Origin of the sequence: Aeromonas sp. QDB03 (assembly GCF_027707985.1) — a bacterium.
GTDB lineage: Bacteria > Pseudomonadota > Gammaproteobacteria > Enterobacterales > Aeromonadaceae > Aeromonas > Aeromonas hydrophila.
In genome coordinates, this window is record NZ_JAPCJG010000009.1 from 36,925 (window position 1) to 58,894 (window position 21,970).

At 63.7% G+C, this 21,970-nt stretch carries 19 protein-coding genes; 10 read left to right on the forward strand and 9 right to left on the reverse strand.

Annotated features, from left to right (window positions below; translation table 11 throughout):
• Nucleotides 1-99 precede the first annotated feature (99 nt).
• On the forward strand, nt 100-720 hold the full coding sequence (locus tag PG900_RS18520) for a LysE family translocator (RefSeq protein ID WP_270831995.1): 621 nt from the start codon (nt 100-102) through the stop codon (nt 718-720).
• 98 nt (nt 721-818) lie between these two features.
• Here the strand turns inward: PG900_RS18520 and PG900_RS18525 are convergent, their stop codons facing one another.
• On the reverse strand, nt 819-1,928 hold the full coding sequence (locus PG900_RS18525; protein ID WP_270831996.1) for a YeeE/YedE thiosulfate transporter family protein: 1,110 nt from the start codon (nt 1,926-1,928) through the stop codon (nt 819-821).
• A 1,228-nt stretch (nt 1,929-3,156) separates the two neighbouring features.
• Between PG900_RS18525 and mgtA the strand changes: the two genes are divergently transcribed.
• Nucleotides 3,157-5,919: a magnesium-translocating P-type ATPase gene (gene mgtA / locus PG900_RS18530; protein WP_270831997.1), complete on the forward strand. Its 2,763-nt coding sequence runs from the start codon at nt 3,157-3,159 to the stop codon at nt 5,917-5,919.
• A 99-nt stretch (nt 5,920-6,018) separates the two neighbouring features.
• Here the strand turns inward: mgtA and PG900_RS18535 are convergent, their stop codons facing one another.
• The 6 genes from PG900_RS18535 to PG900_RS18560 all read right to left on the reverse strand — a co-directional run bounded on the left by PG900_RS18535 (nt 6,019) and on the right by PG900_RS18560 (nt 11,258).
• Entirely contained in the window at nt 6,019-6,666 is a 648-nt protein-coding gene (locus PG900_RS18535) for a LysE family translocator (protein ID WP_065480213.1), read from the reverse strand.
• 79 nt (nt 6,667-6,745) lie between these two features.
• Nucleotides 6,746-7,564 carry an AraC family transcriptional regulator gene (locus tag PG900_RS18540; RefSeq protein ID WP_270831999.1) on the reverse strand — a complete coding sequence of 273 codons (819 nt, stop codon included), beginning with the start codon at nt 7,562-7,564 and terminating at the stop codon, nt 6,746-6,748.
• Nucleotides 7,565-7,631: 67 nt separating this feature from the next.
• Nucleotides 7,632-8,534 carry an EamA family transporter RarD gene (gene rarD, locus PG900_RS18545; protein WP_270832000.1) on the reverse strand — a complete coding sequence of 301 codons (903 nt, stop codon included), beginning with the start codon at nt 8,532-8,534 and terminating at the stop codon, nt 7,632-7,634.
• A gap of 125 nt (nt 8,535-8,659) precedes the next feature.
• A complete protein-coding gene (locus PG900_RS18550) occupies nt 8,660-8,833 on the reverse strand; it encodes a hypothetical protein (RefSeq protein ID WP_016349064.1) in 174 nt (57 codons plus the stop codon).
• Nucleotides 8,834-8,958: 125 nt separating this feature from the next.
• Nucleotides 8,959-10,455 (reverse strand): aldehyde dehydrogenase, encoded by a 1,497-nt coding sequence (locus PG900_RS18555; RefSeq protein ID WP_270832002.1) that lies wholly within the window; start codon nt 10,453-10,455, stop codon nt 8,959-8,961.
• Between the two features lie 260 nt (nt 10,456-10,715).
• Entirely contained in the window at nt 10,716-11,258 is a 543-nt protein-coding gene (locus PG900_RS18560; protein ID WP_011704252.1) for a cupin domain-containing protein, read from the reverse strand.
• Nucleotides 11,259-11,443: 185 nt separating this feature from the next.
• On the opposite strand from PG900_RS18560, the gene PG900_RS18565 reads away from it, so the two are divergent.
• The 6 genes from PG900_RS18565 (at nt 11,444) to PG900_RS18590 (ending at nt 18,033) form a co-directional block, all read left to right on the forward strand.
• Complete coding sequence (locus tag PG900_RS18565; RefSeq protein WP_011704253.1) at nt 11,444-12,775, forward strand: aspartate aminotransferase family protein; 1,332 nt, start codon at nt 11,444-11,446, stop codon at nt 12,773-12,775.
• Nucleotides 12,776-12,873: 98 nt separating this feature from the next.
• A complete protein-coding gene (locus PG900_RS18570) occupies nt 12,874-14,370 on the forward strand; it encodes a CoA-acylating methylmalonate-semialdehyde dehydrogenase (protein WP_270832004.1) in 1,497 nt (498 codons plus the stop codon).
• An 84-nt stretch (nt 14,371-14,454) separates the two neighbouring features.
• Nucleotides 14,455-15,210, forward strand: a complete 756-nt coding sequence (locus PG900_RS18575; protein ID WP_270832005.1) for a glutamine amidotransferase-related protein — start codon at nt 14,455-14,457, stop codon at nt 15,208-15,210.
• On the forward strand, nt 15,207-16,322 hold the full coding sequence (ald, locus tag PG900_RS18580) for an alanine dehydrogenase (protein ID WP_270832006.1): 1,116 nt from the start codon (nt 15,207-15,209) through the stop codon (nt 16,320-16,322). The genes PG900_RS18575 and ald overlap by 4 nt, the downstream gene beginning before the upstream one ends.
• A gap of 119 nt (nt 16,323-16,441) precedes the next feature.
• Nucleotides 16,442-17,281 (forward strand): PfkB family carbohydrate kinase, encoded by an 840-nt coding sequence (locus PG900_RS18585; protein ID WP_252376085.1) that lies wholly within the window; start codon nt 16,442-16,444, stop codon nt 17,279-17,281.
• 299 nt (nt 17,282-17,580) lie between these two features.
• The gene (locus PG900_RS18590; RefSeq protein ID WP_011704258.1) at nt 17,581-18,033 is read left to right on the forward strand and encodes an Rrf2 family transcriptional regulator; all 453 of its coding nucleotides are present in this window, start codon (nt 17,581-17,583) and stop codon (nt 18,031-18,033) included.
• A 58-nt stretch (nt 18,034-18,091) separates the two neighbouring features.
• Here the strand turns inward: PG900_RS18590 and PG900_RS18595 are convergent, their stop codons facing one another.
• Entirely contained in the window at nt 18,092-18,604 is a 513-nt protein-coding gene (locus PG900_RS18595; RefSeq protein ID WP_011704259.1) for a ferredoxin-type protein NapF, read from the reverse strand.
• A gap of 138 nt (nt 18,605-18,742) precedes the next feature.
• On the opposite strand from PG900_RS18595, the gene PG900_RS18600 reads away from it, so the two are divergent.
• A complete protein-coding gene (locus PG900_RS18600; protein ID WP_016349071.1) occupies nt 18,743-18,958 on the forward strand; it encodes a hypothetical protein in 216 nt (71 codons plus the stop codon).
• Entirely contained in the window at nt 18,955-20,295 is a 1,341-nt protein-coding gene (rmuC, locus tag PG900_RS18605) for a DNA recombination protein RmuC (protein ID WP_270832007.1), read from the forward strand. The genes PG900_RS18600 and rmuC overlap by 4 nt, the downstream gene beginning before the upstream one ends.
• 214 nt (nt 20,296-20,509) lie before the next feature.
• On the opposite strand, the gene PG900_RS18610 is transcribed toward rmuC, so the two are convergent.
• Nucleotides 20,510-21,952, reverse strand: coding sequence for a TrkH family potassium uptake protein (locus PG900_RS18610; protein WP_011704262.1), 1,443 nt, complete (start codon nt 21,950-21,952; stop codon nt 20,510-20,512).
• Nucleotides 21,953-21,970: the final 18 nt, after the last annotated feature.

Below are 21,970 nucleotides of genomic sequence, written 5' to 3' on the forward strand. Positions count from 1 at the left end.
TAAACTCCTGGTTTATAAAGCCGAGCGCCACTATGTCTGGCTGGCGTCGCGGCTGTCAATATACTGGGCGGCAGCCAATCCACGCTGGAATCTCTCCCGATGACACTCGACTATTACGCCCTCTATCTGCTGCTCGCCATCGGCACCGTGCTGAGCCCGGGGCCCGCCGTGATCTACACCATAGGCAATACCCTGACCCGGGGCACCCGCCACGCCATTGCCGGCTTTTGCGGGGTGGCGGTGGGCATCCTGCTGGTGGCGAGCCTGGCCTCGCTGGCGGTGCTCTGGTTCACCCGCTGGCTGGCCGCGGGCCAGCAGATCCTCACCCTGGGCGGTGCGCTCTATCTGCTCTATCTGGGGCTCAACTCCTGGCGTCAACGGGCGGTGAGCCCGGTGCCGGGGGCCGGGCCGGATCGGGATTGCTGTCGCAGCTTCATCAAGGGGGCGCTCATCAGCCTGCTCAACCCCAAGGCGATCATCTTCTTCACCAGCCTGTTTCCCCAGTTCATCGACTTTCGTCATGGGGCGCTGGGCCAGTGCATGCTGCTGGCGGTCACCTTCAGCGCCGTGGTGCTGGTGGTGCATGGCGGCTACTGCCTGGTGTTCCACTGGGTGGGGGCGCAAGGCTATGGCGAACGCTTCGCCAGGGGGATCAACCGGCTGTCGGCGGTGATGTTCAGCGGCTTCGCCCTGTTGCTGCTGTTCAAGGGGTTGAGGTAGAGAAGAATGGGGGCTGGGGTGCTGCTTGGGATCTGCGCACCGGCTTGGAAGGGGAATCGTGACGGGATGGCGTTTAACCGCGCCATCCCGTTGTTTTATCAGAGCTTGAACAGCGGGCGCAGACGGATGCCGATCAGGCTGCCGGCGAGGGCCATCAGCATCCAGACCCAGCCGTGCAGGCTGCCGGAGGCGGTGCCGTCGAAGAAGCCGCCGAGGTTGCAGGCGCTGTACATGGCACCCATCCCCATCAGCAGGCCGCCGAGGATGGAGGCCAGGCTGTTGCCGAGCCGCATCGGGGCAAAGGTGCCGCCACCGCTGATGCAGCGCGCCAGCATGGCCCCCAGGATCCCCAGCCAGAACATGCCGACCATGGGGTTGATGAACAGCGGCTGGGCCAGCTTGGGGTTCCCCTCGAACAAGCCGAACAGGGAGGCACCGCGCAGCGCCATGTCATAGACGGCGCCGGTGATGGTCCAGGCCGAGCCGTGCAGGGCGACGACGCTGGAGTTGAGCAGAGCTATGATGATGCCGCCGGTCAACACGGTGAAGCGGCCGTCGCGCCAAAACAGGTTGCCGCCGCTGAAGAGGGGCTTGAGCTCGCCGGTGCGTTTGAGCTCGCTCTTGCGAAACAGCAGGAACAGCGCGGCGACCAACGCCAGATTGAGCAGCATGCCGCTCCAGAGATTGCCGGTCAGGTCTTTTGCCAGTACCACATGGCTGGAGAAGGTGGCCTCCAGTTCGGGGCGGAACTGGTTGCTGATCAGGGTGCCGATGCCGTAGCAGAGCAGCACCAGCCAGAAGCGGGGTTGCCCCTCGCCGCAGCAGTAAAGGGTGCCGGTGGCACAGACGCCCGCCAGCTGCATGCCGATGCCGAACAGGAAGGCGCCGACGATGAAGGGAATGCCGATGGCCATCACGTTGCCCACCATGGCATCGCCAAACAGGGCGTGGCTAAAGGAGAGGAAGCAGGTGAACAGCAGAATTTCGATGGCGATGGTGAGCAGGTGAACCCGCACGTAGTAGCTGTTGCGCTTGGTCAGCATCTCGCGCCAACCGAACACGATGCCGAAGCGGCTGAAGGAGAGGGTGAAGCCGAAGCCGAATCCGATCAGGGCCATCAGAGCCCATTTCATACCAAAGGTGTTGCCGAGCCAGAGTAACGCTCCCCCCGCGATTGCCACGATGGGGAGCGACCATTTTCGATTCATGCCTGTTGTTTCCTGTGCGTCATGGATGGAAGCCGTGCATCCTATTCCCACATTGAGTCCGATTCCAGCCCGGATCGGGTGGATGGCCGGAAAATCCGGGCAAAACCCCATCCAGATCAATTCATGATGGCAGGGGAAGCGAAATGAGGATGAATCCGTTTTCGTGCGGGAAATAATGTAGCGGCAGCTCCTTGCTGGAATTAAATAGCAAAAGATGAATTTATATTTTGCGCCGCCAAATATTTCTGGGTAGAATCTTGGCGTGTTATCAACAGATGGAAGGATATTATGGAAAGCGACAGTTGTAGCCGATTGCACAGCGCGATGTGGGCTAATCAGAACTGAGGTTGATATTCCTTCTTCTCCCTCACTCTGATCGCTCAGAGTGTGGCATCTAGCGAGTCATCCCGACTCTTGCAACCCAGTCCCGCCGGGATCTGCGTTGCTCCCCGGATTGTTCCACTCCCTCTGCGAGCCATGCCGCCTCGCGCCCCAGCAATTGCACGCCTTGCCACGCACGCCCTTTGTCATGGGCCCGGGGCTGCCCGTTGCGCCCGTTCACCGGATCTTTGGCGAACAGGGACAAACAGGCCGGCGTGAAATAACAGGATGGACAGCTCGTATTGAAAACAATGTGGTTTTCGATAGGCTGTGTTGCGAGTTTAAATAATGAAGGTCTCTTCTTTATATATTTGGAAATATGCGCTGGCTATTTCTCAATATATTCATGGGGTGCGGTCGATTGCTCATGTGACCGGACCATGAACCCTCCTCATTATTATTCGGCCATCATGCCGTTATTGTTGCCTGTGGTTATCCTGATCTCCTTTATCGGTCCTGGCCGCCCCGTTGCGGCCCTTGCCTCCTGCCGATAACGCCGCCGCGCGGATCTGCCCGCCGGCGATGACCTGCCGTGCCCTCGATATGCCGGGGCCGGCTTGCTGCCGCTCAACTCGGAGGAACCGTCATGACCGAAGAGCCCAAACCTAGACCCTCGGGGTCCATGCCTACCCACTCCTGATCCCCTGCGGGGAACGGGATGCGGTGTCCTGACCCCTGATCCGACCCGAGCATGCCGGTGTGGTCGCGCAGACTGCTGTCTGCGGGCCGCCCAGTGTGCGGCGGCTGCCTGTTCGCTGCCGGGTCCATTGCCTTTTCACATCAGTACTGACGCCAGGCCCGGCCCGCGACAGGGCCCGCTTGCGCGTAGAAATCAGGATAACGAGTCATGAAACAACAACATACCGCCAGCCGGCACAAGCAGCAGGGGTTCGTTGCCCCGGCCAGTGCCCGGGAGAAGCTCTCCTCCCGGGTACTCGATGAGGCCGACAAGTCCCTCGAGTACACCCTCACCGCCGTGCGCGGCAACATCGACGGTCTCACCGCGACCGAGGCCGCCAACCGTCTGATCCAGTTTGGTCCCAACGAGGTGACCCACGACAAGCCGCCCCATGCGCTGATCCAGCTGTTGCAGGCGTTCAAGAACCCCTTCGTGATGGTGCTGATCGTGCTCGGACTGGTCAGCTACGTGATGGACGTGCTGATGGCCGAGCCGGGCGACGAGGACTGGGTCAAGGTGATCATCCTCGGCGTCATGGTGGGCCTGAGCGGTCTGCTGCGCTTCTGGCAGGAGTACCGCTCCGCCAAGGCGGCCGAAGCGCTCAAGTCGCTGGTGCGCAACACTGCCACCGTGCAGCGCCGTCCCTCGCCTGGGGTCGCCCCCCAGCGCAAGGAGGTGGCGATGACCGAGCTGGTGGCCGGTGACATAGTGCACCTGCAGGCGGGGGACATGATCCCGGCCGACATCAAGCTGATCGAGTCCCGCGATCTCTTCATCAGCCAGGCGGTGCTGACCGGCGAAGCGCTGCCGGTGGAGAAGTACGACACCCTGGGCGCCGTGGCCGGCAAGTCGGCGGACGGCACCGGCGCAGGGGAGGCGGGACTGCTCGATCTGCCCAACATCTGCTTCATGGGGACCAACGTGGTGAGCGGTACCGCCCGCGCCGTGGTGGTGGCTACCGGCAGCGACACCTATTTCGGTTCGCTGGCCCGCAACGTGGTGAGCCACAAGCGTATCGAGACCAGTTTCGATCGCGGCGTGAACAGCGTTACCAAGCTGCTGATCCGCTTCATGTTGGTGATGGTGCCCATCGTCTTCATGCTGAGCGGGGTCAGCAGCGGTGACTGGATGTCGGCGCTCACCTTCGCGCTGGCGGTGGCGGTGGGGCTCACCCCCGAGATGCTGCCGATGATCGTCTCCGCCAACCTGGCGCGCGGCGCGGTGGCCATGGCCAAACGCAAGGTGGTGGTGAAGCGGCTCAACTCGGTGCAGAACTTCGGTGCCATGGACGTGCTCTGCACCGACAAGACCGGCACCCTGACCCAGGACAAGATCATCCTCGAGCACCACTACGACGTGCGCGGCAAGCGGGACGACCGGATCCTGCAGCTGGCCTGGCTCAACAGCTTTCACCAGAGCGGCATGAAGAACCTGATGGACATCGCGGTGGTCGAGCACGCCGATGCGCTGGGAGAGAGCTGCAAGCCAGCCAACTACCGCAAGGTGGACGAGCTGCCGTTCGACTTCGTGCGCCGGCGCCTGTCGGTGATCGTGCAGGACGATCTGGGCCAGCAGCTGATGGTCTCCAAGGGGGCGGTGGAAGAGATGCTGGCCGTCTCCAGCCAGATTGCCGATGGCCAGGAGGTGCGGGAGCTGACCGACGCGGATCGCCGCGCCCTGCTGCGCCAGAGCGAGGAGTTCAACGCCGAGGGCTATCGGGTGCTGATCGTGGCGACCCGCGAGATCCCGGCTACCGAGTGCAAGCAGAGCTATCGCACCAGCGACGAGGTCAAGCTGGTGGTGCACGGCTTCCTCACCTTCTTCGATCCGCCCAAGGACTCGGCCGCGCCGGCCATCCGTGCCCTCAATGAGTACGGGGTGGCGGTCAAGGTGCTGACCGGCGACAACCCCATCATCACCAGCAAGGTGTGTCGCGATGTGGGGCTGGAGCCCGGCGTGCCGCTGCTTGGCAAGGATATCGAGGTGATGGACGACGTGGCGCTGTGTACCGTGGTCAAGCACACCACCATCTTTGCCAAGCTCACCCCGCTGCAGAAGTCGCGGGTGGTGAAGGCGCTGCAGGCCAACGGCAACACCGTCGGTTTCCTTGGCGACGGCATCAACGATGCACCGGCGCTGCGGGATGCGGACGTGGGGATCTCGGTGGATAGCGGTGCCGACATCGCCAAGGAGACCGCCGACATCATACTGCTGGAGAAGAGCCTGATGGTGCTGGAGGAGGGGGTGATCAAGGGGCGCGAGACCTTTGGCAACATCCTGAAGTACCTCAACATGACCGCCAGCTCCAACTTCGGCAATGTCTTCTCGGTGCTGGTGGCCTCCGCCTGGCTGCCCTGGGCGCCCATGCTGGCGATGCAGATGCTGATCCAGAACCTGGTGTACGACGTCTCCCAGATGCTGCTGCCGTGGGACAAGATGGACCCCGAGTTCCTCAAGCGGCCGCGCAAGTGGGAGGCGAGCAACATCAAGCGCTTCATGCTGTGGCTCGGCCCGACCTCGTCGGTGTTCGATATCAGCACCTACTGCCTGATGTGGTTCGTGTTCGGCGCCGGCGCCCTCTATGCCACCGCCAACGGCAGCATGGATCCGCTGGTCAACGGTCAGGCCATCATGAACTCCGGCTGGTTCATCGAGGGGCTGGTGTCGCAGACCCTGGTGGTGCACATGCTGCGTACCCGCAAGATCCCGTTCCTGCAGAGTACCGCCACCCTGCCGGTGCTGCTCTCCACCTCGATCGCCATCGCCATCGGCTGCTACCTGCCGTTCTCGCCGCTGGCCGAGCACTTCGGCTTTATCACCCTGGATGGGCCCAAGTACTTCATGTGGCTGGTGATCACCATGCTGGCCTACATGGGGCTGACCCAGACCGTCAAGAGCATCTACATCAAGCGCCACGGCCAGTGGTTCTGATGAAGGGCGAGTGAGAGGGCTGGTTACCCGGCCAGGAACAATGAACGCAAAGAGGGATGGCCTAGGCCATCCCTCTTTTTCATAGGGGCAAGACAGGGATCAGTGCAGGACCAGGGCATAGGCCTCGCCGGCCATGCCGGTCAGGATGGAGAGGCTGACGGCGCCAAACAGCAGGCCGGTGACCAGATTGAGCGGACGCTGCACGCGGCCGAGCAGGCGCTGGGCCCGTACGGTGGAGAGGCTCCAGGCCAGCACCCCGAACCAGACCAGGGAGAGCAGGAACAGCTCCAGTACCAGCAGGCCGCGGGTCAGGCCGTCCACCTGGGGTGTCACCATGGCGGCCAGCAGCCCCATGAAGAACAGCAGAGCCTTGGGGTTAAGCAGGTTGGTGGCAATGCCGCGCTGCACCCCCTTGCGCCAACCCTGCGCCTCGCCGCCGGCGTGCAGGGCGAGCTCGGCCGAGCTGCGCCAGGCCGCCTTGAGTGCCCCCCAGCCGAGCCAGCCCAGATAGAGGGCGCCTACCACCTTCACCGTCATGAACAGCCAGGGGTGTTCGGCAATCAGCAGGCTGATGCCGGTGAGACTGAGGGTGGCGTGCACCACAATCGCCAAGGCGATGCCCAGCGCAGCCCCGAGGGCGGTGGGCCTGTGCAGGCTGGTGCGCAGGATCAGCGCGAAGTCCGGGCCCGGGCTCGCCAGAGCGATGAGATGGATGAGACCTATGGTCAGAAACAGGCTGGTGAACATGGAAACCTCTGGGACAGTATCGAGTTCACAGCATGGCGGATTGCGGGGTCGCCGGATTGTAAAAGATTGCAGTGCGGAGTTAGTCGGTGCGCCCGCTGGCGGCCAGCATCTGCTGGCGAAAATCGGCAGGAGTGAGGCCGAACGCCTGGCGAAAGCCGTGGTGGAAGTGGCTCTGATCGAAGAAACCGACCGCCAGCGCCACCTCGCTCACCGGCAGGCCGCTGCCGAGCAGGCGCTTGCTCTGCTCGAGCCGCAACCGCTTGAGCCAGGCGTAGGGGGTCATGCCGGTCTTCTTCTTGAACTGGCGTAGGAAGGCGAAGCGATCCAGCCCAAACAGGGCGGCCAGATCCTCCAGACTGTGGCGCTCATCCAGCCGGGCCATCAGGTAGTCGCGCAGGAACCTGAGCTGAGGGTCGGCCAGGGCGTGGCGCTCGGGTGCGATGTGCAGCAGCTCGCCGAGCAGGGCCAGCAGTTGGCTCTCCGCCAGCAGGCCGTCGGGGCTGGGGTTGTCCAGATACATGTGCAGCCGGGCAAAACCCTGATAGAGGTCGGGGCGGCTCTGCAATCCCTTGTCGAAGAAGGGCTCCGGGCTGTCTGGCAGCCAGCGGGCCAGCTGTTCGGGGGCGATGGCGAACACCCGCACCTCGTACCCTTCCGGCCGCAGGCTGAGGCCGTCGTGCATCTCGTCCGGGTTGACGGTGGAGAGCTCGCCGCGCACCAGGTGGTGGCTGTTGCCCTTGTGGATGAATTTCTGGCCGCCCTGCTGTACCAGACCTATGTGGTAGTCCAGGTGAACATGGCGGCCATAGCTGAACTCCCTGTGGTGGGAGTGGGAGAGTTCAACCCCCGGCAGCAGCCGGGATTGCCAGTAGTGGATGCGGGAGTGGGATGTGCTCATCGGCTATTGATAACCTGAAACCCATGGGTGGGCTTGTAGATTATTGCAGCGTCAGGTGAGCGTCCCGTCAAGCCTGCTCCGCAGCCTGCCGGCGCTTGCCGCTGCGCAGCCCGTCCAGACTGAACAGTACCAGCGCGCTCCAGATGAAGGCGAAGGTGATCAGCTTGTCCAGCGCCAGCGCCTCGCCATAGAGGGTGACCGCCAGGATGAACATCAGGCTCGGCCCTATGTACTGGAAGAAGCCCAGGGTGGAGAGCTTGAGCCGGGTGGCGGCGGCGGTGAAGCAGAGCAGGGGCGCCGTGGTGACGGCACCGGCGGCGATCAGTAGCAGGTTGAGGTGCCAGTCATTCTGGGTGAGATGGCTGGTGGGGCTGTCGGCAAAGCCCCACAGATAGATGGCGGCCGGCGGCAGCATGATCAGGGTCTCGATCAAGAGGCCGGTCAGCGCATCGAGGGCCAGCTTCTTGCGGATCAGGCCATAGATGGCGAAGCTCGAGGCCAGCACTAGGGCGATCCAGGGCAGGGAGCCGAAGGCGATGATCTGGATGGCGACACCGATCGCCGCCAGCCCGACCGCCCACCACTGCAACCGGCGCAGCTTCTCGCTCAGGAACAGCATGCCGAGCAGCACGTTGAACAGCGGGTTGATGTAGTAGCCGAGGCTGGCATCCAGCATGTGGCCGTTGTTGATGGCCCAGATGAACAGCAGCCAGTTGCCGCCGACCGTGATGGAGGTAAAGGCCAGGGTGAGCAGCACTTTCGGCTGGCGCAGCACCGCCTGTACCTTGTGCCACTGGCGGCCGATCAGGGTCAGCACCATCAGCAGGGCGCACGACCAGATCATCCGGTGGGTCAGGATTTCGGCGGCCGGCACGGCGGCAATGGTCTTGAAGTAGATGGGGGCCAACCCCCAAAGGGTATAGGCGCACAAGGCGTAGATGACGCCCTGGCGCTGAACGTGTTGCTGCATGCGGATAACCTTCACTGGAGAGTTGGATGCGGGAAAACATCGCAAAAAATCAGTGTAGCGATCCTTTTGCGGGGAAAGAAGTTAATAAATGATGATCAGCGGATTTTAACGGCGTAGTGCCCGGCTCAGCGGCCACCGCCACGGCGGATCTTGTCCACATCCAGCAACAGCCACAGCATGAGCGCGATGGCGGAGATCCACGGACCCCAGGTCACGTAGGCCTCGCCGTGTCCCAGCATGTAGAACAGCAGCGGCAGTCCTATTACCAGAAACAGTACACTTCCCAGAAAAAATAACATTTTTATCTTTATATTTAAGGGCTTGTCTATTTGATGATTATATCGATTGAGGCCGGCGATGAAAGGGTAAAAATGAAAAAGGGGGATTTCTCCCCCCAATTCGTAGATAAGCGTCATTTCTGATGCTATTCGAGCTGGATCCAGGTGCTTTTCAGCTCGGTGTACTTTTCCAGCGCATGCAGTGACTTGTCGCGCCCGTTGCCGGACTGCTTGAAGCCACCGAACGGCATGGTCATGTCGCCGCCATCCCAGTTGTTGACGAACACGGTGCCGGCACGCAGGGCGCGGGAGCCTTTCACCGCCTTGTTGAGATCCGCCGTCCAGATCGCGGCCGCCAGGCCGTAGTCGGTGTCGTTGCCGAGCTCGATGGCCTCTTCCAGCGTGTCGAAGCCGGTCACCGCCAGCACCGGGCCGAAGATCTCCTCGCGGAAGATGCGCATTTCGGGGGTCACCTCGTCGAAGATGGTGGGCTCGATGTAGAAGCCGCCGCTCTCGGTATTGGTGCGCCTGCCCCCCAGCAGCAGCTTGGCGCCCTCCTGCTGGCCGATGGCGATGTAGTTGAGCACCTGCTCCATCTGGATGTGGTCCACCATGGCGCCGATGCGGGTGGCAGGGTCGAGCGGGTTGGCCGAGATCCATTCGCGGGCATGGGCCAGCAGCCGGTCCATGAACTGCGGTTTGATGCTGTTTTGTACCAGCAGGCGGGAGGCGGCGGTGCACACCTCGCCCTGGTTGTAGAAGATGGCGCCAGCGGCGCTTTTGGCGGCGGCGTCCAGGTCAGGTGCGTCCGCCAGTATGATGTTGGGGCTCTTGCCGCCGCACTCCATAAAGGCGCGCTTGAGGTTCGACTTGCCGGAGCACTGCACCAGATGCTTGCCGATCTTGGTGGAGCCGGTGAAGGTGATGCAGTCCACGTCCATGTGCATGGCCAGCGCCTCGCCCACGGTATGGCCAAAGCCCGGCAGCACGTTGAACACGCCGTCGGGGATGCCTGCCTCCTTGGCCAGACCGGCGATGCGCAGGGCGGTGAGCGGGGATTTCTCGGAGGGTTTCAGGATCACCGAGTTGCCGGTGGCGAGCGCCGGCCCCAGCTTCCAGCAGGCCATCACCAGCGGGAAGTTCCACGGCACGATGGCGGCGACCACTCCCAGCGGTTCGCGGGTTACCAGTGCCAGGGCGGACTCCTCGACCGGCGCGACCTGATCGTAAATCTTGTCGATGGCTTCGGCGTTCCAGGCGATGCAGTTGGCGGCGGCGGGGGCGTCATAGCCCATGGCGTCGCCGATGGGCTTGCCCATGTCGAGCGACTCCAGCAGCGCCAGCTCCACCTTGTTGAGCCGCATCAGTTCGGCGAAGCGCTGCAGGATCTGCTTGCGCTGCTTGGGCGGCAGACCGCTCCAGCGTTTGTCGTCGAAGGCGGCGCGGGCAGCCTGCACCGCCAGTTCGGCATCGGCGGCGTCGCAGGCGGCGACCTTGGTCAGCAGCTTGCCGTTGGCCGGGTTGATGCAGTCGAAGGTGGCGCCGTTGATGGCGTCCCGGTAGCTGCCGTCGATGAAGGCTTGCGAGGGCAGGGTCAGGTGGGAGGCCTTGTGTTGCCACTGGGCCAGGGTCAGGTCACTCATGTTCACTCCTTGAACCGGCAAAAAGTCAGTTTCCGCGTATCAATATGCTAAACATCCTGCCGCTTGTAAATCCATCCTGTAACAATTCGTTAAACACTTCGCCGGTTTGGCCTCATCCGGAATCCATGCCGGTGAGGGCGCTCGGCGGGGCAAACCGCACCGCAAGCGCGGGCCGTCGGCGCCTGCAAACCTGTGGCCGGCGCGAAGGGGCTGCTCGCTGTGCCGGGTCCGCCAAGGGGCGGGATCTCTCCTCTCATGGCTTAGAAGCTGGCGGGGGTGTTGGCCGAGATCAGCACGCATTCGTGCTCATCCACATTGCGAAAACGGTGCGGGGTGCGGCTGTCGAAGTAGTAGCCATCCCCTGGCGTCAGCAGGTAGACCTGCTCGCCGACGGTGACCTCCACCTGGCCCTGGATGACGATGCCGCACTCTTCGCCTTCGTGGCTCAGCATGTCGTCACCCGTGTCGGCGCCCGGTGGCAGTATCTCCTGCATCATGCCGATGGCACGGTTGGCGCGGCTGTGGCCCACCAGGCGGTAGCTGATGGGGTGGGTACCGAGATCCGGCATGTCGGCGGCGCGGAAGATCACCTCGGAGTCCATCTCCGTCTCATCGGTGAAGAAGGTGGCCAGCGACATGGGAATGCCTTCCAGCACCTTGCGCAGAGAAGCGACCGAGGGGCTCACCTGATTTTTCTCGATCTGGGAGATAAAGCCGTTGGTCACACCGGAGCGTTTCGCCAGCTCGCGCTGGGAGAGGGCCGCCTTGGTGCGAACCGCCTTGAGGCGGTGACCGATATCCATCGATAGACACTCCTTGACTGTTTACTATTATTAAATTTGTGTTAAATATCTTATACCACCCCGCTCAGAGCAGCTAGCCGGGTGATACCATATGGGGCAAGTTTGAGCCCTTTTTTAAGATTTCAGGTGTTTAATTTAATAGGCATTGGCCGATAGTTACTAAACACCTTAAGGATGAGGTGACCATGAAACCGATCAGCGACATCAATACTCCCTCCGACATGTCCGCTTTCTGGATGCCGTTCACCGCCAACCAGCAGTTCAAGGCGGCGCCGCGCATCCTGAAGTCGGCAGAGGGGATGTATTATCACTCAGAGGATGGCCGCAAGATACTGGATGGCACTGCCGGGCTCTGGTGTTGCAACGCGGGTCATGGTCGGCGCGAGATTGCCGAGGCAGTTTCCCAGCAGATTTCCCACCTTGATTTTGCCCCTACGTTCCAGATGGGACACCCCCTGCCGTTCGAGCTGGCCAACCGGCTGGTGGAGATCGCCCCCAAGGGGCTCGGCCACGTCTTCTATACCAACTCCGGTTCGGAATCGGTGGATACCGCGCTCAAGATCGCGCTGGCCTGGCAGCGGGCGCGCGGCCAGGGCACCCGTACCCGGCTGATCGGCCGTGAGCGCGGTTACCACGGGGTCGGCTTCGGCGGCATCTCGGTAGGCGGCATCCCCGGCAACCGCAAGTGGTTCGGCTCCCTGCTGGGCGGGGTGGATCACCTGCCCCACACCCTCAACATCGCCAAGAATGCCTTCACCAAGGGGCTGCCCGAGGAGGATGTGGCGCTGGCCGACGAGCTGGAGAAGATTGTCTTCCTGCACGATGCCAGCAACATAGCGGCGGTGATCGTCGAGCCCATCGCCGGCAGTACCGGCGTGCTGATGCCCCCCAAAGGCTACCTCAAGCGGCTGCGGGAGATCTGCACCAAACACGGCATCCTGCTGATCTTCGACGAAGTGATCACCGGTTTCGGCCGCCTCGGTGCCCCCTTCGCCGCCCAGGAGTTCGACGTCATCCCCGACATGATCACCTGTGCCAAGGGGCTGACCAACGGCGCCATCCCCATGGGGGCCGTGCTGGTGAGCAACGCCATCTATGACGACATGATGGCGGCCGGCAAGGGGGCCATCGAGCTGTTCCACGGCTACACCTACTCCGGTCATCCAGTGGCCGCCGCTGCGGGCCTGGCGACCCTCGAAATCTATCGCAACGAGAACCTGCTGAGCCGCGCCGCCGATCTGGCGGGCTACTGGGAGGAGGCGGCCCATTCGCTCAAGGGCTGCAAGCACGTGAAGGATGTGCGCAACTACGGGCTGGTGGCGGGCATCGAGCTCGAATCCATGCCGGATGCGCCGGGCAAGCGCGCCTATGAGGTGTTCGTGCGCTGCTTCGAGAAGGGGGCGCTTATCCGGGTCACCGGCGACATCATCGCCCTGTCGCCGCCCCTCATCATCGAGCGCAGCCAGATCGACGATCTCTTCACCCTGCTGCAGGACGCCCTGCAGGCCCAGGACTGACTTTTAACCGGTTGATGGCGCCCGTCGCGGCGCCACTTGCCCGTGCCTGCTCCCCGGGGCGGCGCGGACAGGCACGCATTACCCATCACGGAGGATTTATGACATACAGGGTCAGCAACTTCATCGACGGCGAGATGACCGAGAGCCGCAGCGAGCGCTTCGGAGCCATCTTCAACCCGGCCACCGGCCAGCAGCAGGGCCAGGTGGTGCTCAGCACCGCCGCCGAGTGCAAGGATGCCATCGCCAGCGCCGAGCGCGCCCTGGCCGACTGGGCGCAGACCCCGCCGCTGGTGCGGGCCCGGGTGCTGTTTCGCTTCAAGGAGTTGATGGAGCAGCACAGGGACGATCTGGCGCGGCTGATCAGTCGCGAGCACGGCAAGGTGTTCTCCGACGCTCAGGGCGAGCTGACCCGTGGTCTCGAGGTGGTGGAGTTTGCCTGCGGCATTCCCCATCTGCTCAAGGGGGAGCACTCCCTCAACGTGGGCCGCGGGGTCGACAGCCACTCCATGATGCAGCCGGTGGGGGTCTGCGCCGGCATCACTCCGTTCAACTTCCCGGCCATGGTGCCGCTGTGGATGTTCCCGGTGGCCATCGCCTGCGGCAACACCTTCATTCTCAAGCCCTCCGAGAAGGATCCGTCCCTCTCCCTGCGCATGGCCGAGCTGCTCAAGCAGGCCGGCCTGCCGGACGGGGTGCTCAACGTGGTCAACGGCGACAAGGAGGTGGTGGACGTGCTGCTGACCGACCCGCGGGTCGGGGCCGTGTCGTTCGTCGGCTCCACCCCCATCGCCCAGTACATCTATGCCACCGCCTCGGCCCACGGCAAGCGGGTACAGGCGCTGGGCGGCGCCAAGAACCACATGCTGGTGATGCCGGATGCGGATCTCGAGCTGGCGGTCTCCGCCCTGATGGGGGCGGCCTACGGTGCGGCCGGCGAGCGCTGCATGGCCATTTCGGTGGCCGTGGTGGTGGGGGATGAGACGGCCGATGCGCTGGTGGCCAGGCTGTCGCCGCTGGTGGCGGCGCTGCGGGTGGGCCCGGGGCTGGGCCAGAGCCCGGAGAACGAGATGGGGCCGCTCATCAGCCGCGAGCACCTGGCCAAGGTGCGCGGCTATGTGGATCAGGGGGAGGCCGAGGGGGCCGAGCTGGTGGTGGACGGTCGGGGCCTGAGCCACGGTGAGGGTTACTTCATCGGCGGCAGCCTGTTCGACCGGGTCGGCCCCGAGATGCGCATCTACCGGGAGGAGATCTTCGGCCCGGTGCTGGCCATCGTGCGGGCGCCGGACTACGAGACGGCGCTCAGGCTCATCAACGAACACGAGTACGGCAACGGCACCGCCATCTTCACCTGTGACGGCGACACTGCGCGGGACTTCACCGCCCGCGTGCAGGTCGGTATGGTAGGGGTGAACGTTCCCATCCCGGTGCCCATGGCGTTTCACAGCTTTGGTGGCTGGAAGCGGTCCATCTTCGGGCCGCTCAACATGCACGGGCCGGATGGGGTGCGCTTCTATACCCGGATGAAGACGGTGACTGCCCGCTGGCCCCAGAGCCTGCGGGCGGGCGCGGAGTTCTCCATGCCGACCATGAAGTAATCAACCATGCAGCAGCTAGCCCGGACATGGCCCGGTGGCAGGAATCCACCTTCGTTCGCCGCTATCACTGTGAAGGAGTAACAGATGCGACTGGGAATTCTCGATTGTGACCGGCTGGACCCCGACTTGGTGGGGGATTTCGGCCCCGTTTACTCCGAGATGTTTATCAAGGGCTTCCGGGCGCTGGCCCCCGGGCTGGAGTTTCGGGTCTGGTCGGCGCTCGATGGCGAGCTGCCGGCCGATCTGCACGAGTGCGATGCCTGGCTCATCACCGGCTCGCGCCACGATGCCTACAGCGACATCCCCTGGATCCGGGCGCTGCGCGACTGGATCCGGCGTGCCCACGATGCCGACGTCAAGCTGGCCGGGGTCTGCTTCGGCCACCAGGTGATCGCCCAGGCGCTGGGGGGCGAGGTGATGAAGTCCACCAAAGGCTGGGGGCTGGGGGTATCGGTCCATCCCATGCTGGCGCGGCAACCCTGGATGGAGCCTGGGCTCGAGACCATCCGGATCCTGGCCAGCCACCAGGATCAGGTGGAGCAGCTGCCACCGGGGGCCACCCGGCTGGCGGGCAATGATTTTTGTCCCAATTTCATGTTTTTGCAGGGTGACCACATAGTGGCCATCCAGGGACATCCGGAATTCTCGGTGGAATACAACCGGGCGCTGATCGAGCGGCGGCGGGATCTGCTGCCGGACGATCGTTACCAGCGCAGCCTCTCCTCGCTGGAGGGAGAGGTGGATTCGGCCACCATGATGCAGTGGTTGTTGCAATTTTTGGGCATCCTGCCCGGCGCCGACAAGGCTGCCGGCGGGATCACAGCAGGAGAGCGAGCATGATTATTGGCGTACCCAAGGAAATCAAAAACCATGAATACCGGGTCGGCATGACTCCCGCCGGAGTGCAGGAGCTGACGGCCCGGGGACACAAGGTGCTGGTGCAGCAGCAGGGAGGCGAGGCGATCGGGCTGTCCGACGCCGAGTACCAGGCAGCCGGTGCCGAACTGGTGGCCAGCGCGGCGGAGATCTTCACCCGGGCCGAGATGATAGTGAAGGTGAAGGAGCCCCAGCCGGAGGAGTGTGAACTGCTCAGGCCGGGTCAGCTGCTGTTCACCTACCTGCACCTGGCGCCGGATCCGGTGCAGACCCAGCTGCTGGTGCACTCGGGGGCGGTGGCCATCGCCTACGAGACGGTGACCGACGATCGCGGCGGCCTGCCGCTGCTGGCGCCCATGTCCGAGGTGGCGGGGCGGATGGCGATCCAGGCCGGCGCCCACAGCCTGGAGAAGGCGCAGGGGGGCAACGGCACCCTGCTGGGCGGGGTGCCCGCGGTGGCGCCCGCCAAGGTGGTGGTGCTGGGCGGCGGCGTGGTCGGCGTCAACTCGGCGCGCATGGCGCTGGGACTGGGGGCCGACGTCACCATCCTGGATCGCTCCCTGCCGCGACTGCGGGAGCTGGACAGCCTGTACGGCCCGGCCCTCAAGACCCTCTACTCCACCCGCACCAACATAGAGGCGTGCATCGCCCAGGCTGACCTGGTGATCGGTGCCGTACTGATCCCGGGGGCGGCGGCGCCCAAGCTGCTGACCCGCGACATGCTCAAGCTGATGCGCAAGGGCTCGGTGCTGGTGGACGTGGCCATCGATCAGGGCGGCTGTTTCGAGACCTCCCACCCGACCACCCACGAGGAGCCCACCTACGTGGTGGACGGCATCATCCACTACTGCGTGGCCAACATGCCGGGCGGGGTGGCGCGCACCTCCACCTTCGCGCTGACCAACGCCACCCTGCCGTTCGTGCTGGCGCTGGCGGACAAGGGTTACGCCCGGGCGCTGCAGGACGATCGCCACCTGCGAGCCGGTCTGAACGTGTTCAAGGGCAAGATCACCCAGGCGGCGGTGGCGCAGGCGCTCGGCTACGAGTACGTCAGCGCCGAGTCGGTACTGGGCTGACGCAGCCGTCGCGCGCTCGCTCGGCAAACGTCGAGCGGGCTCACAAACCCCGCGATTTCAGGGAGGGCCGTCACGGCCCTTTCTCATATACTGAGTTCCCCTGTCAGTGAGGTCTCTTCATGTCCCGCATTCTGCTGCTCGCCAATCTCAACTGTGATCACGTGCTCTCCCTCTCCGAACCCCTGGTGGCCGGTGCCCGCCTGCAATACCTGGATCAGGGCCGCCGGCTCGGCGGTGGCGCCGCCAACACCGGCATCGGGCTGGTATGGGCCGGCCACGAGGTGACCATCGCATCGCGCATCGGGCTGGACGAAACCGGCGACTGGCTGCTGGAGCAGGCGGCGGGCTACGGCCTGGACTGCAGCCATGTGGAGCGCTTTGGCGGCGAGACCGGCGAGCTGTTGATCCTGGTGGACTCCACCGGCGAACGCACCATCCTTCGGCGGCCACGGCGCCCGGATCTGCCGGGGGATCTGCCGAGCGAGGGGGTGGACTGCCTCTACGTGAACTACCCGGGCACCGCCATCATCGGCTACATGCGCCAGATGCTCGGCAAGAGCTTCGTGGTGGCCCAGTATCCCAAGGGCGGCCAGGCGCGTCGACCCTGCCACGTGCTGGTTGCCTCCCGCTCCGATCTCGGCGAGGTGGGCGACCCCTGGCAGCACGCCCGCCAGATCGCCGGCGAGCAGCTGGCCTGGCTGGTGCTGACCGAAGGCAAGGCGGGAGCGGTGGCCATTCACGGCGAGGAGCAGATCCGGGTGGCGGCGCGGCCGGTGTCGGTGGTGGACACCACGGGGGCGGGGGATGCCTTCGCCGGCGGCCTGATCCACGGGCTGGCTCGGGGCATGGCGATCCGGGATGCACTGCAGTGCGCGGTGGACTGGGGCGCCTTCGCGGTCGCTTCCGAGAGTTCCATCCCCTCCAGCGCCCTGAAAAACTGGCTCAGGCAGCCGCACTGAGCCGCCATGAATCGTTACCGATGAGGTCTCCTTGCGCGGGCCGAGGCGGAGGGGAAAACCGGCGAATTTAACCGCCATAACCCCCCAAAACCTTGGACTAACCCTGCAAGTTTGCGATCAATCAAAGAAAGTGTCGATTTATGTGCATCTTCATCGACACCCGCCTGAGCTGCTCTTAACCTTGTCATTCCACGACTCAGATTAAGATGCGGACCTTGCGCGGGCGCAAGCGCTTCCCCGCCTCTTAGCTTTAGGTTGTCGTCCTGATTTCTGACTTGTAGTAAGAGGCAAGTGCGACCATGCAACTGACACGATTTACCGACTATGCCCTGCGTACCCTGACTTTTCTGGCGGTCCAGCCGGGAGATCGCCTGTCGACCATCACCGAGGTGGCCGATACCTTTGCCATCTCCCGCAACCACGTGGTCAAGATAGTGCATCAGCTTGGCATCAAGGGGTACATAGAGACGGTGCGTGGCAAGCATGGCGGCATCCGGCTCGGCCGTTCCGCCGTCTCCATCAACCTGCGCGACGTGGTGATGGACATGGAGCACGTGCTCTGCCCGGTGGACTGCAAGCGCGAGAACTGCCGCCTCTCCGGTGGCTGCCGCATCCAGGGTATTCTGCGCCGCGCCATGAACGCCTTCCTCGAGGTGCTGGGGGAGTACACCCTGGCCGATGCGGTGCGCGATCCGACCCGGCTCTGCCACCTGCTCGGCATCGAACAGGATTCGATTCTGGCCATGGCATAAGCCAGGCAAGCATGACAAAGGGGCCCACGGGCCCCTTTGTCATGTCCGGGATTTGAGTTCAGAGCTGGGGGATCAGGGTGATGGCGCCGTGCAGGCAGGCGAGACCGCAGGCGCCGCAGCCGTCGCAGGCCGCCATGTTGATGCTGACACCGTCGGCGGTGGCCTTGATCGCTTGCTGGGGGCAGGCATCTTCGCACAGCAGGCAGTAGAAGCCCTGCCGGGCCTGGCAGCTGGCCTCGATCCGTACCCGGGTCTGCACCTGGCGGCCCAGCTGCAGGTCGAGGGCGCCGGTCGGACAGGCTCTGGCGCAGCTGCCGCAGTAGCTGCACTGGCCGCAGGCGAGATCCAGCACGGGCGTGCCGGCGATGGGGGTGTCGTCATATTCGGGCTGGTTGGCCGGTTTGAGCAGGCCGTTGGGACAGGCCTTGAAGCATTCACCGCAGCGGGAGCAGAGGGAGAGAAACTGGGACTCTTCGATGGCCCAGGGGGGACGCGCTTCGTGACAAACCACCTCCGGTTTGCGAGAGCCCCCCAATGCTTGCGTCAGCCAGCGACAGAAAAAATGAGTCATGCTCACCCCTGATACCTATTAGGGGTTAATTTTATCCAAGTTTCCCTTCGCAAGCCAGAGAATAGCGCCGGCCAGGATCGCAAGCCGGGTTGCCCTTGTGTAAGCTAGGCGGGTCTTTTTGCAGGATTGAATGAACTCATGTGGTTATTTCTGTGGCGTGCTTCTCTGCTCTATGTCTTCCCCTTGCTGATGTGGGGCTACTGCCGCATCAAGGGGATCGAATTCGTCGAGCTCGACACCGGAGTTAACAGTCACAAGTGGGTGGTGCTGGCCGCCTATCTGCTCTACGTGCTGCTCTGGCTGCTGCTCAACCGCTATCTCGAACTCTTTCTGCGTCAACGGAGCCGCAAATGATCGAGCCCGGGCTCTGGAGCCTGCTGCTGGCTGGCGTCGTGCTGGCGGTCGGTCTCGGCTGGCTGGTGGGCCGGCGTGGTGCGGCCCAGCTGGCCCAGCAGGTGCTGCTGAGCGAGGAACGCCAGCAGGCGTTGCAGGATCGCTGTGACGAGCTGCAGGATGAAAGGTTGCAGAGCCAGCAGAAGCTGGAGCAACAGCAGACCCTGCTGATCAAGCTCACCGCTCGTCTCAAGGATGCCGAAGCCACCCTGCGCAGCGAGCGGCTGGCCGCCGCCGAGAAGCTGCAACTGCAACAGGAGGCGGAACAGCGCCTCAGCCAGCAGTTTGAGAACCTCGCCAACCGGATCTTCGAGCAAAACTCGGGCAACTTCCGCGAACTGAACCAGAACAGCCTGGATCTGCTGCTGACGCCGCTGAAAGAGCAGCTCGAGGGCTTTCGCCGCCAGGTGGGGGAAACCCACGCCCAGGAGACGGCCCAGCGCCACAGCCTCAAGTTCGAGCTGGAGCGCCTGGCCGAGCTCAACGCCCGCATGACCGAGGAGGCGGCGGCGCTGACCCGCGCCCTCAAGGGCGACAGCAAGCAGCAGGGCAACTGGGGCGAGGTGGTGCTGGCGCGGATCCTCAGCGAATGCGGCCTGCGCGAAGGCCACGAGTACCACACCCAGGTCAACATCGAGGTGGACAAGGGCAAGCGCTATCAGCCTGACGTCATCGTTCACCTGCCGCAGGACAAGGACATCATCATCGACGCCAAGGTGTCGCTGACCGCCTACGAGCGCTGGTACAACAGCGATGACGAGCTGGAGAAGGCGGTGGCGCTGAAAGAGCACGTCACCTCGGTGCGCAACCACATCCGCGAGCTGGGCCGCAAGGATTACCAGCAGCTGCCCGGGGTGCGCACCCTCGATTACGTGCTGATGTTCGTGGCGGTGGAGCCCGCCTTCCTCACCGCGGTGGAGGCCGATCCCTCGCTGGTGCGATTCGGGCTCGACAACAACATTCTGCTGGTGAGCCCTACCAACCTGATGGTGGCGCTGCGCACCATAGAGAACCTGTGGCGCTACGAGCGGCAGAACCAGAATGCCCGCCAGATCGCCGAGCGGGCCGGCCGCCTCTACGAGAAGCTGCGGCTGTTCGTGGAGGAGATGCAGCAGCTGGGTGGCAGCCTGCACCGGGCACAGGAGAGCTACGACAAGGCGATGGGGCGGCTGGTGAACGGGCGCGGCAACCTGATCGCCCAGGTGGAACGCTTTCGCGAGCTGGGGGTGGAGGTGACCAAGACCCTGCCCGAGCCGCTGGTCAACCGGGCACTGGAACGGGAAGACCCGGCCGAGTGAGACGGAGCTTCATGCAACAAGAAGGGCAGCCAGTGGCTGCCCTTCTGCATTTGCGTGTCCGAATACACATCGTTACCAACCCCGTTGCCGCGTCCGAATACGCTTCGCTATTCGAACCTACGGATCCACAGGCTTGTCGATTGCAGCCAAGGCCGTAGGTTTGATTAGCCGCGCAACGGCGTAATCAGACGTTCGCGGTCATGCCATCTTCCCGTCATTGCTTCCAGAAGGAGGGGAAGAAGAGCACCGCCACGGTCAGGATCTCGAGCCGTCCCAGCAGCATGCCGAACGACAGGATCCACTTGGCCGAGTCCGGCAGGGTGGCGAAGTTGGTGCTGGGGCCGATGATCGGCCCCATGCCCGGACCCACGTTGGCGACGGCGGTGATGGAGCCCGAGATGGCGGTCAGGGGATCCAGCCCTATAGCGGCGAGCAGAGCGGCGATCAGCAGGATGACAGCGAAGTAGGCCAGCACGAACGAGATCATCGAGCGGATGATGGCGTCGTTGACCGGGCGGCCGTTGTACTTCTGCGGGAAGACGCCGGAGGGGTGCATCAGCTGGCGCATCTGCTTCTTGAACAGGGCGAACGCCACCTGCACCCGGAAGATCTTGAGGCCGCCAGCGGTGGAGCCGGAGCAGGCGCCGAGGGCCAGCAAAATGATGAAGATGATGCTGGTGAGCGGGCCCCAGGTGCCGAAGTCACCGAGCCCGAAGCCGGTGGTGGTGAGCACGGAGACGATGTTGAAGCAGCTGATGCGCAGGGCATCCATGAAGCCGTAGATGTCCCTTAGCCACAGGTAGAAGGTGACCACCACGGTGACCCAGACCACCAGCCAGAAGAAACCCTGTACCTGGGCATCCTTGAGCAGGCTGTTGTCACGCCGGCTCAGGCTCTGCACATAGAGCAGGAAGGGCAGGCCGCCGAGGAACATGAAGACGGTACCGATCCAGTGCGCCGAGTTGGAGAAGTGGGACATGGATTGATCGGAGGTGGAGTAGCCGCCGGTGCTGAGGGTGGTCATCGAGTGGTTGACCGCCTCGAACAGGGTCATGCCGCTCACCCAGTAGGCGAGGAAGCAGAGCATGGAGAGCACCAGGTAGACCAGCACTATGTTGTTGGCCACTGTCTTGGCGCGCGGCGCACTCTTGTCGGACCAATCCGAGCTCTCGGTCTGGAACAGCTTCATGCCGCCTACGTTGAGGTAGGGCAGCACCGCCACCGCCATCACGATGAAGCCCACCCCGCCCAGCCACTGCAGGATGGAGCGCCACAGCAGTATGCTGTGGGCCATGCCGTCGAGCCCCGACAGCACGGTGGAGCCGGTGGTGGTGACCCCCGACATGGTCTCGAAGTAGGCGTCGGTGAAGTCGATGTGATTGATGAAGAAGAAGGGCAGGGCGCCGAAGATGCAGGCCACCACCCAGACCGAGGTGGTGAGCAGGAACATCTCCCGCACGCCGAGATGGAACACCGCCTTGCGGCCGTAATGCAGGCAGAGCAGAGCCGCGCCGTGGGTGATCAGCACCGACTTGAGAAACTCGACGAACCCCTCGGAGCCGGTCAGCAGGGCCAGCAGGGTGGGCAGCCACATGAACAGGGCCAGCTTGGAGAGCACCAGCCCGAGGGTGAAGATGATGGGACGCAGCTTGATCATGCAAGATAACCTGGTCGT

What these genes read in the sequence shown, in the direction of transcription:
- PG900_RS18520 (WP_270831995.1), top strand. Translation starts at nt 100, where the DNA reads ATGACACTCGACTATTACGCCCTCTATCTGCTGCTCGCCATCGGCACC.
- PG900_RS18525 (WP_270831996.1), bottom strand. Translation starts at nt 1,928, where the DNA reads ATGAATCGAAAATGGTCGCTCCCCATCGTGGCAATCGCGGGGGGAGCG.
- mgtA (WP_270831997.1), top strand. Translation starts at nt 3,157, where the DNA reads ATGAAACAACAACATACCGCCAGCCGGCACAAGCAGCAGGGGTTCGTT.
- PG900_RS18535 (WP_065480213.1), bottom strand. Translation starts at nt 6,666, where the DNA reads ATGTTCACCAGCCTGTTTCTGACCATAGGTCTCATCCATCTCATCGCT.
- PG900_RS18540 (WP_270831999.1), bottom strand. Translation starts at nt 7,564, where the DNA reads ATGAGCACATCCCACTCCCGCATCCACTACTGGCAATCCCGGCTGCTG.
- rarD (WP_270832000.1), bottom strand. Translation starts at nt 8,534, where the DNA reads ATGCAGCAACACGTTCAGCGCCAGGGCGTCATCTACGCCTTGTGCGCC.
- PG900_RS18550 (WP_016349064.1), bottom strand. Translation starts at nt 8,833, where the DNA reads ATGTTATTTTTTCTGGGAAGTGTACTGTTTCTGGTAATAGGACTGCCG.
- PG900_RS18555 (WP_270832002.1), bottom strand. Translation starts at nt 10,455, where the DNA reads ATGAGTGACCTGACCCTGGCCCAGTGGCAACACAAGGCCTCCCACCTG.
- PG900_RS18560 (WP_011704252.1), bottom strand. Translation starts at nt 11,258, where the DNA reads ATGGATATCGGTCACCGCCTCAAGGCGGTTCGCACCAAGGCGGCCCTC.
- PG900_RS18565 (WP_011704253.1), top strand. Translation starts at nt 11,444, where the DNA reads ATGAAACCGATCAGCGACATCAATACTCCCTCCGACATGTCCGCTTTC.
- PG900_RS18570 (WP_270832004.1), top strand. Translation starts at nt 12,874, where the DNA reads ATGACATACAGGGTCAGCAACTTCATCGACGGCGAGATGACCGAGAGC.
- PG900_RS18575 (WP_270832005.1), top strand. Translation starts at nt 14,455, where the DNA reads ATGCGACTGGGAATTCTCGATTGTGACCGGCTGGACCCCGACTTGGTG.
- ald (WP_270832006.1), top strand. Translation starts at nt 15,207, where the DNA reads ATGATTATTGGCGTACCCAAGGAAATCAAAAACCATGAATACCGGGTC.
- PG900_RS18585 (WP_252376085.1), top strand. Translation starts at nt 16,442, where the DNA reads ATGTCCCGCATTCTGCTGCTCGCCAATCTCAACTGTGATCACGTGCTC.
- PG900_RS18590 (WP_011704258.1), top strand. Translation starts at nt 17,581, where the DNA reads ATGCAACTGACACGATTTACCGACTATGCCCTGCGTACCCTGACTTTT.
- PG900_RS18595 (WP_011704259.1), bottom strand. Translation starts at nt 18,604, where the DNA reads ATGACTCATTTTTTCTGTCGCTGGCTGACGCAAGCATTGGGGGGCTCT.
- PG900_RS18600 (WP_016349071.1), top strand. Translation starts at nt 18,743, where the DNA reads ATGTGGTTATTTCTGTGGCGTGCTTCTCTGCTCTATGTCTTCCCCTTG.
- rmuC (WP_270832007.1), top strand. Translation starts at nt 18,955, where the DNA reads ATGATCGAGCCCGGGCTCTGGAGCCTGCTGCTGGCTGGCGTCGTGCTG.
- PG900_RS18610 (WP_011704262.1), bottom strand. Translation starts at nt 21,952, where the DNA reads ATGATCAAGCTGCGTCCCATCATCTTCACCCTCGGGCTGGTGCTCTCC.